This window comes from Roseateles sp. P5_E1 (assembly GCF_054049335.1).
Genome location: NZ_JBFUMN010000090.1, coordinates 1 through 12,965, shown reverse-complemented (window position 1 = coordinate 12,965; position 12,965 = coordinate 1). Strand labels below are relative to the sequence as shown.

The following is a 12,965-nucleotide window of genomic DNA, read 5'->3' as shown; positions in this document are numbered from 1 at the left end:
GGCCGACGGGCATGCCATGGGCGACTTCCTGCGCTTCGTCGCCGAGCTGGCCGACGCCCAGCACCGCGCCTTGTCGGCCAACGTCGCCGTGCCCCTGCCCACGCCGGACGACATCGACGCCGCCGCCCGCGCCGGCGCGCCGCTGCTCCCGGCCGAGACCTGGCCGCGCGCGCCGGTGTGGCGCGATTCGCTGCGCGCGCTGCTCACCGACCTGGCCCGCCGGCTGCCCGACGGCCCCGCCAAGGCCGCCGCGCTGCAACTCGCCGCCGCCAGCGACGAGCAACTGGAGACCCAGGCCGGCCGCCTGCTGTCCGGCGTCATGCTGGGGCTGGACCTGGCCAGCGCACCGCTGATCGCTGCCGGCCTGCAGCTGCATTTCACGCGCCTCGTGCGGCAGACCTATGCCGCGCATGTCGACGCGCCCGTGCCGCCCTTCGGCCGCACCGACGACCCCACGCTGTGCCCCTGCTGTGGCTCCCGCCCGGTCGCCTCGCTGGAGCGCCTGGGGGCCGAGGGCGCGCGTTATCTCGCCTGCGGCCTGTGCGCCACGCAATGGCATTACGTGCGCATCAAGTGCACGCACTGCCAGAGCACCAAGGGCATCTCGCTGCAAAGCCTGGTCGCGGCCGATGGCGCCTCGACCACCACCGGCGCCGTCGTGCAGGCCGAGTGCTGCAGCGAGTGCGGCCACTACCTGAAGCTGATGCACCCGGCCCGCGACAACGGCGTCGAGCCGCTGGCCGACGACCTCGCCAGCCTGACGCTGGACCTGCTGGTCGGCGAAGCCGGCTTGCATCCGCATGGCGTCAACCTGTTGCTGCTGCTCGGCGAGCCGGACGAGGCACCGCCGCCAGGACGAGAGCACTGATGGCTGCGCCCGACGAATCCGTGGTCCACGGTTCCAAGGCAAGTCCAAAAGACCTCCCGGCCCTGGACAGATTGCTGCGCGAAGCCGCGCCGCTGGTGGCCGAGCATGGCCACACGCTGGTCGCCAAGGAGGCGAGGGCGCTGCTGGACGCGCTGCGCACCCAGGCCCTGGCCGGCGCGCTGACCCGTTCGGACCTGGACGGCCTGCCCGCCGCGCTCGCCGCCCGCGTGCAGGCCCGCATGCGTCCCGCCATGCGCGCCGTGCTCAACCTGACCGGCACCGTCATCCATACCAACCTCGGCCGCTCGCTGCTGGCCGACGCCGCGCTGCAGCAGGTGTTGGCGCTGATGGGTTCGCCCAACAACCTCGAGTTCGACCTTGCCGCGGGTGGCCGCGGCGACCGCGACGAACTGATCGAAGCCCTGCTGTGCGAGCTGACCGGCGCGGAGGCCGCCACCGTCGTCAACAACAACGCCGCCGCCGTGCTGCTGGGCATTGCCGCGCTGGCCGGTGGCAAGGAAGCCATCGTGTCGCGCGGCGAGCTGGTCGAGATCGGCGGGCATTTCCGCCTGCCCGACGTGATGGCCACGGCCGGCGCGACGCTGGTGGAGGTGGGCACCACCAACCGCACCCACCCACGCGACTACGAGCAGGCCATCACGCCGCGCACCGGGTTGATCGTCAAGGTGCACACCAGCAACTACCAGGTGCAGGGCTTCACGGCGGCGGTGGACGAGGCCACGCTGGCGCCCATCGCGCATGCCGCCGGCCTGCCCCTGATGACCGACCTCGGCAGCGGCGCGCTGGTGGACCTGGCCGCCTACGGCCTGCCCGCCGAGCCGCTGCCCCAGGCCATGCTCGCGGCCGGCTGCGACGTCGTCACCTTCAGCGGCGACAAGCTGCTCGGCGGCCCGCAGGCCGGCCTCATCGTCGGCAGCCGCGCGGCGGTCGGCAGGATCCGCAAGTACCCGATGAAGCGCGCGCTGCGCCTGTCCAAGCTGCCGCTCGCAGCGCTGGAGGCCACGCTGCGGCTCTATCTGCGGCCCGAAAGGCTGGCGCGGGACCTGCCGACACTGCGCCTGTTGACGAGGCCTCAGGACCAGATCGCCGCGCTGGCCCAACGCCTGCTGCCCGAGATCGCCGCCGCTGTCGCGCCGCGCTTCACCGTCGAGACGGTGGCACTGCAGAGCCAGATCGGCTCTGGCTCACTCCCTGTCGAGCGGCTGCCGTCTGCCGGCCTGGCAATCAGCGCGGTCGACGGCCGCGGCCGCACGCTTGAAGCGTTGGCCACCGCGCTGCGCGAGCTGCCACGACCCGTCATCGGCCGCGTGCAGGACAACCGGCTGCTGCTGGACCTGCGCTGCCTCGAAGAGCCCGCGCTGCTGACCTCTCAGCTCGCCTTGTTGAAGGAGGCCCTGGCGTGATCGTGGGAACCGCCGGCCACATCGACCACGGCAAGACCACGCTCGTGCGTGCGCTGACGGGTGTGGACACCGACCGCCTGCCCGAAGAGAAGGCGCGTGGCATCAGCATCGAGCTGGGCTATGCCTATCTCGATGTCCCTGATCACGATGAACGGATCGGCTTCATCGACGTCCCCGGCCACGAGAAGCTGGTGCACACCATGCTGGCCGGTGCCAGCGGCATCGACTTCGCATTGCTGCTGGTTGCGGCCGACGACGGCGTCATGCCGCAGACGCGCGAACACCTGGCGGTGCTCAGCCTGCTGGGGCTCACACGCGGCGCCGTTGTCATCACCAAGGCCGATCGCGCCGAGCCCGCGCGCGTCGTCGCACTGCAAGAAGAGGTGAGGGCGCTCCTCGTCGGAACGAGCCTGGATGCCGCGCCCATCCTGGTCGTGTCGGCGCCCACCAGCGATGGCCTAGGTGAACTGCGCGACCTGCTGTTCGACGCCGCCCGCCAGCTGCCGGCCCGCGCCTCCCAGCACCTCGCCGCCCGCCTCGCAGTCGACCGCGCCTTCAGCCTCGACGGCGTCGGTACCGTCGTCACCGGCACGCTGCATGCCGGCGAGATCGCCGTCGGCGATGAGCTCGTCATTCAAGGTCGCCGCGCCCGCGTGCGCAGCCTGCATGCGCAGAACCGAGCTGTCGAGCGAGCCCAGGCCGGCCAGCGCTGCGCCGTCGCGCTTGCCGGCCTCGCCAGGGAGCAGGCGCCGCGCGGCCAGTGGCTGACCGCGCCGGCCGTGGCGCTAGCGACCGAACGGCTCGATGCGCGGCTCACGCTATGGCCCGGCGAGGCCAGGCCGCTGCGCTCGGGCACGCGTGTTCACCTGCACCTCGGCGCCCAAGCCGTCATGGCCAGTGTGGCGGTGCTGGACGGCGACGCCATCGAGCCGGGCGGCACGGCCCGCGTGCAGCTCGTCTGCCACGCGCCCGTCGGTGCCTGGCGCGGCGACCGCCTCGTGCTGCGCGATGCCGGCGCCAGCCGCACCATCGCCGGCGGCATCGTGCTCGATCCCTTTGCGCCCGCGCGCTATCGCCGTACCCCCGAGCGGCTTGCCGAACTCGCGGCCTGCGAGCTGCCCACCGCCGAGCAACGTCGCGAGCGGCTGATGGCGCTGTCGTCGCTGGGGCTGGACCTGGCCCGCTTTGGGCAGGCCGAGGGCCTCGCCGAGCCGCTGGACGGCTGGTCCCTGGGCACCGAGGCCCGTGCGGCGCTGACGACCAAGCTGCTCACCACGCTGGCCGACTTTCATGCGAAGTCGCCTGACGAACTCGGCCCCGATGCCGCCCGGCTGCGCCGCCTCGTCGCGCCCCGCATCGCCGAGGCCTTGTGGCGCCAGCTGCTGGCTGAGCTGCGTGCCGCGGGTCACATCGCCCAGCGCGGCGCCTGCATGCACCTGCCCGAGCACGGCGTGCAGCTGTCGGCCGCCGAGCAGCGCATCGCCGAGAAGATCGCGCCCCGGCTGGCCGCTGCGGGTGCGGAAGGCGCCTGGGCCCGCGACCTCGCCAAGGACTGCGCCGAGCCCGAGCCGCTGATGCGCGCCACGCTGGCGCGGCTGGCCCAGCAGGGCGAACTGCACCAGGTGGTGAAGGACCTCTACTGCGACACGGCGACGATGACGCGGCTGGCCGGCATCGCGCGCCTCATCGGCGCCGAGCAGGGCACGGTTACCGCTGCGGCTTTCCGCGACGCGACCGGCCTGGGCCGCAAGCGGGCCATCCAGCACCTGGAACATTTCGACCGCGTTGGGCTGCTGCGCCGCGTGGGCGACGAACATCGGCTCCGGGCGGACAGCGCGCTGTTCGCCGAAAGCATCACGTCATGAGGGAAGGGGAACGACACCGGTGTGTCGGCCGGGCTTCAAACCCGGTGGGTGGCGCCACGCGCTGCTGGGTGGGTTCGACTCCCACCCCCTTCCGCCGCGAGGCCCTGCCATGCTGATCGCCAGCGCCGAAATGCCCGAGGCGCTCTGGTACTGGACGGCAGACCAGAGCTGGGCCGAACCGCTGCCCGACGGCCATGTCCGCATCGGCATCACGGCCCTGGGCCTCAAGGCCTCGGGCGACATCTACATGTGCCGCCCCAAGCCGGTCGGCAGCGAGGTCGAGCAGGGCCGCTCCATCGGCGTTGTGGAGCTGGCCAAGTCCATCGTGTCGGTGAAGTCACCGCTGTCGGGCCGGGTGGTCAAGGTCAACGAGGCGCTGGAAGAGCGGCCGGAGCTGGTGCATCAATCGCCGTATGACGCTGGCTGGCTGGTGGAGCTGGCACCGTCGAATCTGGAAGCGGAAAAGGCGCAACTGACCATCGGCGGGGATGCGATCCGCCAGGCGATGCAGGAGTGGGCATGGCTGAACCAGCTGAGCTGAAGTCCCGAACCGGCCTCGCCATCCTGCTCTGGGCGGCCGATCCCGACGACCCGGTGCGCCTGGCCACGCCGTTCGCGCATGCCGCCGCGGCAGCGGCTCTGGAACTGCAGGTCGAGGTCTATTTTTCGGCGCGGGCGGTGCTGCTGCTCAAGCCTGGCGTGGCCGAGGCCTTGCGAGCGTCGGAGCGTTTCGACAAGACCATTGCCGGCTGGATGAAGGACGCGCTGGACCATGGCGCGCGCTTTTTCGCCTGCTCCGACGCCCTCGCGGCGCAGGGCCTGGCGCTGGCCGATCTGATCCCCGCCGGTCGTCATCACGGCGGTGCGGTCCAATACGCCCTTCGCGCGGCCGACCCCGCCTGGGCCACGCTCGTTTTCTGACCCCTTGCTTTCCACGACTGGAGAACCCTGATGACCGCCTTCCCCCGTTCCGTCGCCCGTGTGGCGCGTGGCCTGGTTGCCGTGCTGGCGCTCACCGGCGCTGCGGCCCAGGCTCAGCAGGTGCTGCGCGTGACCGCCATCCCCGACGAGTCGCCCACCGAGCTGGCGCGCAAGTTTGCGCCGCTGGGCCAGTACCTGGAGAGCAAGCTCGGCATGAAGGTCGAGTGGACGCCGGTGACCGACTACGCCGCCGCCGTCGAGACGGTGGTCAACAAGAAGATCGACCTCGCCTGGTTTGGCGGCTTCACCTTTGTTCAGGCCAATGTGCGCTCAGGCGGCAAGATCGTCCCGCTGGTGCAGCGCGAGGAGGACGAGAAGTTCCGCTCCGTCTTCATCACCGACAAGGCCAGCGGCATCGCCAAGCTGGAAGACCTCAAGGGCAAGACGCTGAGCTTCGGCTCGCAGAGCAGCACCTCGGGCCACCTGATGCCGCGCAGCTTCCTGCTGGCCGCCAAGATCAACCCCGATGTGGACCTGAAGCGCGTGGCCTTCAGCGGCGCACATGACGCGACCATCGCCGCCGTCGCCAGCGGCAAGGTGGAYGCCGGTGCGCTGAACATCTCGGTCTGGGAGAAGTTCGTGGCCGACAAGAAGGTCGACCCGAACGAGGTCAAGGTCTTCTACACGACGCCGCCCTACTACGACTACAACTGGTCGGTCCACGCCGACATGCCGCAGGCCCTGCAGGACAAGATCAAGGCCGCCTTCCTGGCGCTGGACCCGAACACCCCGCAAGGCAAGGAGATCCTCGGCCTGCAGCGTGCGACCAAGTTCATCGCCACCAAGCCTGAGAACTACGTCGGCATCAAGGCCGCTGCCGAGAACGCTGGTCTGTTGAAATGATTGAACTGAATGGCGTCGACGCCGCCGCGCTGGGCGGTGTGACGCCGGTGCTGCGCGGCATCACTCTCGGGCTGGCCGCCGGCGAGCAGGTGGCCGTCATCGGCGCCTCGGGCGCGGGCAAGACGACGCTGCTGAACCTGCTCGCGCTGATGCAATGCCCGCTGGCCGGCCGCTTCACGTTGCTGGGCCGCGAGCCCTGGTCGCTGGCGCGCGCCGAGCGCCGCCGGCTGCGTGCCGGCATTGCACTGGCGCCCCAGCATCCGCCGCTGCCACCACGCCAGCGCGTGGCCGTGGCCGTGCTGGCCGCGCGGCTGCCGCGCATGTCTTTCGGCCGCGCACTGCGCACCTTGTGGAGCCCGCCGGACGCCGCCCTCGCGCAGGACGCGCTCGAAAAGCTCGGCCTGCCCGACAAGCTCTGGCTGCGTGTGGACCGCCTCTCCGGCGGCGAGCGTCAGCGTGTGGGCCTGGCGCGGCTGCTGGTGTCCGACACCCAACTGTGGCTGGCCGACGAGCCGCTGGCCGCGCTGGACCCGACCCGCGCCGGGCAATCACTGGCGGCGCTGCAGGACGGCGCCCGCGCCGCTGGCGCCGCGCTGGTCTGCAGCCTGCACCAGGTGGACCTGGCGCTGGCGCGTTTTCCACGCGTGATCGCGCTGCGCGCCGGGCAGGTGGTGTTCGACGGTGCGCCGTCGGGCCTGGGCGGCGACCTGCTGGACGAGCTCTACCGCAGCCAGCTGGAGCCGCCGCCCGAGATCGCGCCGCTGCCGCAGCCGGTGGCCCTGCCGCAGGCGATGTGCCGGTGACGGACCCCGCCCTGCGCGACCCAGCGCTGAACCGCCGCTGGCTGGCCCTGCTGATCGGCCTGGTGCTGCTGTGGCCGCTGCTGGTGCTGTCCGAGTTCAAGCCCTGGACGCTGCTGGACGAGCGCGGCCTGCGCGCCACCGGGCGCTATCTCGCGCAGTTCATCCACATGCGCAGCGACGCCGAGTTCCTGCAGATGCTGGCGCTGGACACCTGGCGCACGGTGGCGATCGCGACGGCGGGCCTCACGCTGGCGCTGGTGCTGGCCGTGCCGCTGTCGCTGCTGGCCACGGCGCGCTTGTCCGCCAGCACGCTGGAGGGCCGCCCCGGCCCGGCACGTTGGCTGCGCCGCGCGGTGCGGGCGCTGCTGGTGGCGCTGCGCTCCATTCCCGAGCTGATCTGGGCGCTGGTGTTCGTGCGCGTCGTCGGCCTGGGCGCCACGGCCGGCGTGCTGGCCATTGCCATCGCCTACGGCGGCATGCTGGGCAAGGTGTATGCGGAGATCCTGGAAAGCGCCGATTCCGCGCCCACGCACGCCCTGCTGAGCGCCGGGGCCACGCGCTGGCAGGCGCTGTGCTTCGGCGCGCTGCCGAGCTGCCTGCCCGAGCTGCTGAGCTACACGGTCTATCGCTGGGAATGCGCGGTGCGATCGTCGGTCGTGCTGGGCTTTGTCGGCGCGGGCGGGCTGGGCCAGCAGCTGGACAACGCCTCCAAGATGTTCGCCGGCAACGAGGTCAGTGCCATCCTGCTGGTCTTCATCGGCCTGGTGATGCTGAGCGACGCCTTCAGCCGCTGGCTGCGCGGGCGCCTGGCATGAAGCGCGAACCCGTGCGAGCGTCGACCTGGGCTGTGCTCGCCGGCCTGGCGGCATTGGTCGTCGCCAGCTTCTGGTCGCTGAACCTGCAGTGGTCCGCCTTCCTCGGCGCGGATGCGCTGGCCAGCATGGGCCGTTTCGGGATGAGCTTCTTCCCACCGCAGCTCGCGCCGGCATTCCTGGCCAAGACCGGCTGGGCGCTGCTGGAGACCTTGGCCATGTCGGCTCTCGGTACAGCACTGGCGGTCGTTGGCGGGCTGCTGCTGGCGCTGCCGGCCTCCGGGCAGGGCGTGGGCCGGGCGGTGGCGCGCATGGTGCTGAACCTGCTACGCAGCGTGCCCGAACTGGTCTGGGCCACGCAGCTGCTCATCCTCGCCGGCCTGGGCCCCTTGCCCGGCACGCTGGCGCTGGCCCTGCACACCAGCGGCGTGCTGGGGCGGCTGTTTGCCGAGAGCTTCGAGAACGCGCCAGCGGCCGGTGCACTGGCGCTGCGCCAGCGCGGCCTGGGTGAGGGCCGCGTGTGGCTGTTCGCCACGTTGCCGCAAACGCTGCCGCAGCTGGTCAGCTACACGCTGTACCGCTGGGARAACAACATCCGCGCGGCCAGCGTGATGGGCGTCGTCGGCGCCGGCGGCCTGGGCCAGATGCTGAGCTACCACTTGGGYCTGTTCCAGATGGCCGAGACGTGCACGGTGCTGGCCGGCATGATTGCGCTGGTCGGCCTCGTGGACGCGCTGTCCTGGGTCGCCCGCAAAAGCCTCACGCGATGATTCCTGAACCCCTGCAAGCCCTGCTGACCCGCTATTCGGTCGGCCCCAAGCATCTTGTCGAGCCCGGCCCCAGCGACGAGCAGCTTGCGCTGATGGCCCAGGCCGCGCTGCGCGCACCCGACCACGCCGAGTTGGTGCCCTATCGGTTCAAGCTGGTGCGCGGCRCCGCAAAACAAGGCATGGCCGCCCTGTTTGCCGACGCGGCCCGTGCGGCCGGCAAGGACGAGGAGGGCGCGGCCCTGGATGCCGAGCGTGCGTTGAAGCCGCCGATGACGGTCGCCGTCGTCGCCCGCATCGACCTGGGCCACCCGCAGGTGCCGGCCCACGAGCAATGGGCGGCCGTGGGCGGCGCCATCGCCAACTTCCTGACGGCGGCACATGCGCTGGGCTTTGGCGGCAAGATGCTCAGCGGCGCCAAGGTGCGCAACCCGGCCATCGCCGCGGCCTTCTGCGAGCCGGGCGAGACGCTGGTGGGCTGGATCGCCCTGGGCACGCCCGCGCGCCACCCCACCGGGCCGGCGCGCAAGCCAGCCGCGGATCAGGTGCTGGTGGAGTGGACCGGGGCCTGTTGACACTGCGGTAACGGGCCGCGTTGTGGCCAGAAAGGCCGCGAGCAAGGCGCAAACCGCAGCCGGGTTGGACACCCGGGGAGGATTTGCAACGCCGCGCGCGGCCTTTYTGGCSACAACCCTTCGGGAAGGCCCGCCRCMAGGGGCCACTCGGCGTTGCGCCACTTGCCCGCACGTCAGTGCGAGCGGCGTGCCGCGCCTTGATTGGCCCCTGGCGGCGGGCCTTCGCGACCCATTACCGTAGCGTCAACAGGCCCTAAACCAGACCGGTGAACTTCAGCACGTTCCAGAAGCTGATCTCGTTGCCGATCATCGGCACCCAGCCCGCCGGCGCGGCATGGCGGAAGGAGCGCGGGTCGGCGTCGACGATGCCGTTGAACACCTCCATCAGGATGCGCCCGCCCACCGGGCCGAGCTGGGAAATCGAGCACGGGCCGGTGACGTAATCTTCATCGTTCAGGTCGCGCTTTCCCGCCTCGCGCCAGTAGTCCAGCACCGGCTTCTGCGCCTCGGCCAGGATGTAGAACCACAGCGGCGTCTCGGTCAGGAAGCGCTTGTCGGCGCTCTCGATGCTCTTGTAGGTGAAGCCGTTGAGCCCTTCCTCGCGCACCATCAGATCGTCCGGGTCCAGCGGCTTCTCGTGCAGCTTGGCGGCAAAGGCCTGGCCGGTGGCGATGGCGTAGCTGGGCAGGTTGCCGCGCTTGAGGTTGAGCCCAGCCAGCGACGCGCCGTTGCCTACGCTGGGTGGCAGGGCGGCCAACGGGTCCACCAGCGACGGGTCGATCTTGTAGGCCCACTGCAGGCGTACGGCGGGGTTGTTCTCTACCGGCTCGGGGCCGTTCTTGACGGGAATGGCAAAGCTGGGCGTGAAGAAGCGGCCCCAGTCGTCGATGACATGCGCCTCGGGCAGCGGCTGGAAGCCGATCAGGCTGTCATCGTTGAGGTCGCCGCCGTCGAAGATGAGCTTCTTGGTCGCGCTGTTGAGCCGGTAGCCGCGCCTGACCATCGAGTGCCCGTAGCGGTAGGCCGCGCCGACGAACTCCTTGGGCAGCTGGGTGCGCAGCGTCGGCACGTAGAGGTCGTAGGCGGCGTCGCCGAGGGCCGCGCGGCGCTGGGTGAAGAAGTCGTAGGTGTGGGTGTTGACGATGCGCAGCAGGTAGTCCTCCAGCACGATGCGCTGGTAGGTCCAGGTGACCTCGGCGCGGGCGCGCTCGAACAGGTTGCCGGTGTCGCCGCTGGCGGCGAGCTTGGCGACCACGGCGTTGTGGAACTTGATCATCGCCAGCTGGATCTGGCAGACGATGGAGTTCTCGTCGTTGCGCTTGTCGCCAATGATGGCGCGGCCATTGGCCGGCTGGCGCATCAGGTCCTTGCCGCTCGGGTCGATCAGCAGCGTGGCGCCGTCGGCGGCGTACATGTAGGGCTGGTCCTGTGGGCCGGCGCCGTAGACGCAGTCCAGGTCCAAGGCCGGGTTGCGCAGGTTGGACGCGGCGTCCGTGGGTCGGGAGAAGGACGAGGTGATGTCCAGCGTCAGGTCATGGTCGATGAACTGGCCGAAGTAGGTGTAGCCGGCCGGCACCTTGAGGTTCTCCTCGGCGTCGGCGCCGTCGTTGAGTTCGTCGTCCGGCACGATCATCAGCGCGGCCAGCGCGTCGAGGCTGGCGTCGCTGAAGGGCTTGTGGTTCTCGGGCAGCAGGCGGGTGAACTTTTGTTCGCGGGTGCCGAGCAGGCCGTGGCCGTTGTTGGGGGTGGTCATGGCGGTCTCCTGAAAAAACGAGGGCAGAACGGCATGCTGAGCCGGTGGTGAGGACATTGAATCCTCAGCCCTGTGGAGAAAGCATCTCTGGCATGCTTCAAGCTAGGGGTTAGGTAGCCCCGATTGCCCTCAAGCTGTCGCGAAGCCAACATGGAGCTGCCTCCCCATGCTTGGCCACCAAGCTGACCAACAAGTGAAGAGAGATGGAACTCACTCCGAGAGAGAAAGACAAGCTGCTGCTCTTCACCGCAGCGCTGCTCGCCGAACGCCGCCGCGCGCGTGGGCTCAAGCTCAACTACCCTGAGGCCGTGGCCTTCATCAGTGCCGCCATCCTCGAAGGTGCGCGTGACGGCAAGACGGTCGCGCAGCTGATGAGCGAGGGCCGCGAGATCCTGACCCGGGCCGATGTCATGGACGGCATCGCCGAGATGATCCCGGAGATCCAGGTCGAGGCCACCTTTCCCGACGGCACCAAGCTCGTGACCGTTCATCAACCCATTGCCTGAGCCCTTCCCATGCGCAAAATGCTTTTGCTGCTGCCGTTGATCGGCGCTTCCGCCCTGGCCCACGACGGCCACGGCGCACCGGGTATCCACCTGCACGGTTGGGATGGCGTCGGCATGACGGCCCTCGTCGCCGCCGCCGGCTTCGCGATCTGGTGGTTCGCCAAGGGCCGCAAGTGATGGTGCCGGGCGAACTGATCACCGCCGAGGGCGAACACGAACTCAACCCGGGCCGCCGCACGCTGACGCTGAAGGTCGCCAACACCGGCGAGCGGCCCATCCAGGTTGGCTCGCACTACCACTTCGCCGAGACCAACGCGGCCCTCGGCTTCGACCGCGAGGCCGCGCGCGGCATGCGCCTGAACATCTGCAGCGGCACGGCCGTGCGCTTCGAGCCGGGGCAGACGCGCACCGTCGAGCTGGTCGACCTGGCCGGTGACCGCACGGTCTACGGCTTCCGTGGCCTCGTGCAGGGCAAGCTATGAAGATTTCCCGCAGGGCTTATGCCGAGATGCTCGGCCCCACCGTCGGCGACAAGCTGCGCCTGGCCGACACCGCCCTCATCATCGAGATCGAGCAGGACCTGACGCTGCGTGCCGGCGGCTACGGCGAAGAGGTCAAGTTCGGCGGCGGCAAGACCSTGCGCGACGGCATGGGCCAGTCCCAGCGCATCAACGGGCCCGGCCCGGGTGACGCGGTCGACACCGTCATCACCAACGTCGTCATCCTCGACCACTGGGGCATCGTCAAGGCCGACATCGGCTTGCGCGGCTGCCGCATCGCGGCCATCGGCAAGGCCGGCAACCCCGACGTGCAGCCCGGTGTGGACATCGTCATCGGCCCGGGCACCGAAATCATTGCGGGCGAGGGCTTCATCGTCACGCCCGGCGCCATCGACACCCACATCCACTTCATCTGCCCGCAGCAGATCGAAGAGGCGCTGATGAGCGGCGTGACCACCATGATCGGCGGCGGCACCGGCCCCGCCACCGGCACGCTGGCCACCACCTGCACGCCCGGGCCACATCACATCGCCACGATGCTGAAGGCGGCCGAGGCCTTCCCGATGAACCTCGGCTTCATGGGCAAGGGCAACGCCAGCCGCCCCGAGGCCCTGATGCAGCAGATCGACGCCGGCGCCATCGGCCTGAAGCTGCACGAGGACTGGGGCACCACGCCCGCGGCCATCGACAACTGCCTGAACGTGGCCGAGCTGACTGACACCCAGGTCGCCATCCACACCGACACGCTCAACGAGAGCGGCTTTGTCGAAGACACGATTGCCGCCTTCAAGGGCCGCACCATCCACAGCTTCCACACCGAAGGCGCAGGCGGCGGCCATGCGCCGGACATCATGCGCGTGGTGGGTGAGGCCAATGTGCTGCCCAGCTCCACCAACCCGACGCGGCCGTTCACCGTCAACACGCTGGACGAGCACCTCGACATGCTGATGGTCTGCCATCACCTGGACGCGGGCATTGCCGAAGACCTGGCCTTTGCCGAGAGCCGCATCCGCCGCGAGACCATCGCCGCCGAAGACATCCTGCACGACCTCGGCGCCATCAGCATGTTCTCGTCCGACTCCCAGGCCATGGGCCGCGTGGGCGAGGTATCCCTGCGTTGCTGGCAGACCGCGCACAAGATGAAGGTGCAGCGCGGTGCCTTGCCCGGCGACGGGGCCGGCAACGACAACGCCCGCGTGAAGCGCTACCTCGCCAAGCTCGCCATCAACCCGGCGCTGGCCCACGGCATCAGCCACGAGGTCGGCAGC

Annotated in this window: 15 protein-coding genes and 1 tRNA gene; 15 read left to right on the top strand and 1 reads right to left on the bottom strand. The window is 70.2% G+C overall.

The features are described from left to right. The 11 genes from fdhE to ACXJKJ_RS29120 form a co-directional block, all read left to right on the top strand. A partial coding sequence (gene fdhE, locus ACXJKJ_RS29170) for a formate dehydrogenase accessory protein FdhE (RefSeq protein ID WP_457394637.1) occupies positions 1–868 on the top strand: 868 nt, incomplete at its 5' end. Beyond that, positions 868–2,292 carry an L-seryl-tRNA(Sec) selenium transferase gene (selA, locus tag ACXJKJ_RS29165; protein ID WP_457394635.1) on the top strand — a complete coding sequence of 475 codons (1,425 nt, stop codon included), beginning with the start codon at positions 868–870 and terminating at the stop codon, positions 2,290–2,292. The genes fdhE and selA, both read left to right, overlap by 1 nt. After that, the gene (gene selB / locus ACXJKJ_RS29160) at positions 2,289–4,157 is read left to right on the top strand and encodes a selenocysteine-specific translation elongation factor (RefSeq protein WP_457394633.1); all 1,869 of its coding nucleotides are present in this window, start codon (positions 2,289–2,291) and stop codon (positions 4,155–4,157) included. The genes selA and selB overlap by 4 nt, the downstream gene beginning before the upstream one ends. 1 nt (position 4,158) lies before the next feature. Next, positions 4,159–4,251, top strand: a tRNA-Sec gene (locus ACXJKJ_RS29155). 15 nt (positions 4,252–4,266) lie between these two features. Continuing rightward, positions 4,267–4,698: a glycine cleavage system protein H gene (locus tag ACXJKJ_RS29150; RefSeq protein WP_457394630.1), complete on the top strand. Its 432-nt coding sequence runs from the start codon at positions 4,267–4,269 to the stop codon at positions 4,696–4,698. Further along, positions 4,677–5,078, top strand: coding sequence for a DsrE family protein (locus ACXJKJ_RS29145; protein WP_457394628.1), 402 nt, complete (start codon positions 4,677–4,679; stop codon positions 5,076–5,078). The genes ACXJKJ_RS29150 and ACXJKJ_RS29145 overlap by 22 nt, the downstream gene beginning before the upstream one ends. 30 nt (positions 5,079–5,108) lie before the next feature. Then, positions 5,109–5,981 (top strand): putative selenate ABC transporter substrate-binding protein, encoded by an 873-nt coding sequence (locus ACXJKJ_RS29140; RefSeq protein ID WP_457321511.1) that lies wholly within the window; start codon positions 5,109–5,111, stop codon positions 5,979–5,981. After that, a complete protein-coding gene (locus tag ACXJKJ_RS29135) occupies positions 5,978–6,784 on the top strand; it encodes a phosphonate ABC transporter ATP-binding protein (protein WP_457394625.1) in 807 nt (268 codons plus the stop codon). The genes ACXJKJ_RS29140 and ACXJKJ_RS29135 overlap by 4 nt, the downstream gene beginning before the upstream one ends. Then, on the top strand, positions 6,781–7,599 hold the full coding sequence (phnE, locus tag ACXJKJ_RS29130) for a phosphonate ABC transporter, permease protein PhnE (protein WP_457394623.1): 819 nt from the start codon (positions 6,781–6,783) through the stop codon (positions 7,597–7,599). Before ACXJKJ_RS29135 ends, phnE begins: the two co-directional genes overlap by 4 nt. Next, positions 7,596–8,366 (top strand): PhnE/PtxC family ABC transporter permease, encoded by a 771-nt coding sequence (locus tag ACXJKJ_RS29125; RefSeq protein ID WP_457321517.1) that lies wholly within the window; start codon positions 7,596–7,598, stop codon positions 8,364–8,366. Before phnE ends, ACXJKJ_RS29125 begins: the two co-directional genes overlap by 4 nt. Continuing rightward, on the top strand, positions 8,363–8,938 hold the full coding sequence (locus tag ACXJKJ_RS29120; protein ID WP_457394620.1) for a nitroreductase family protein: 576 nt from the start codon (positions 8,363–8,365) through the stop codon (positions 8,936–8,938). Before ACXJKJ_RS29125 ends, ACXJKJ_RS29120 begins: the two co-directional genes overlap by 4 nt. A gap of 253 nt (positions 8,939–9,191) precedes the next feature. Here the strand turns inward: ACXJKJ_RS29120 and ACXJKJ_RS29115 are convergent, their stop codons facing one another. Continuing rightward, positions 9,192–10,691, bottom strand: a complete 1,500-nt coding sequence (locus ACXJKJ_RS29115; protein WP_457394618.1) for a peroxidase family protein — start codon at positions 10,689–10,691, stop codon at positions 9,192–9,194. A 203-nt stretch (positions 10,692–10,894) separates the two neighbouring features. Here ACXJKJ_RS29115 and ACXJKJ_RS29110 point away from each other — a divergent pair, with 203 nt between their 5' ends. The 4 genes from ACXJKJ_RS29110 to ureC form a co-directional block, all read left to right on the top strand. After that, on the top strand, positions 10,895–11,197 hold the full coding sequence (locus ACXJKJ_RS29110; RefSeq protein ID WP_056195107.1) for an urease subunit gamma: 303 nt from the start codon (positions 10,895–10,897) through the stop codon (positions 11,195–11,197). A 9-nt stretch (positions 11,198–11,206) separates the two neighbouring features. Continuing rightward, positions 11,207–11,374, top strand: a complete 168-nt coding sequence (locus ACXJKJ_RS29105) for a hypothetical protein (RefSeq protein ID WP_457394616.1) — start codon at positions 11,207–11,209, stop codon at positions 11,372–11,374. Further along, the gene (locus tag ACXJKJ_RS29100; protein ID WP_457355940.1) at positions 11,374–11,679 is read left to right on the top strand and encodes an urease subunit beta; all 306 of its coding nucleotides are present in this window, start codon (positions 11,374–11,376) and stop codon (positions 11,677–11,679) included. The genes ACXJKJ_RS29105 and ACXJKJ_RS29100 overlap by 1 nt, the downstream gene beginning before the upstream one ends. Next, positions 11,676–12,965 (top strand): urease subunit alpha (gene ureC, locus ACXJKJ_RS29095; protein WP_457394614.1); only part of this gene is annotated, 1,290 nt, incomplete at its 3' end. The genes ACXJKJ_RS29100 and ureC, both read left to right, overlap by 4 nt.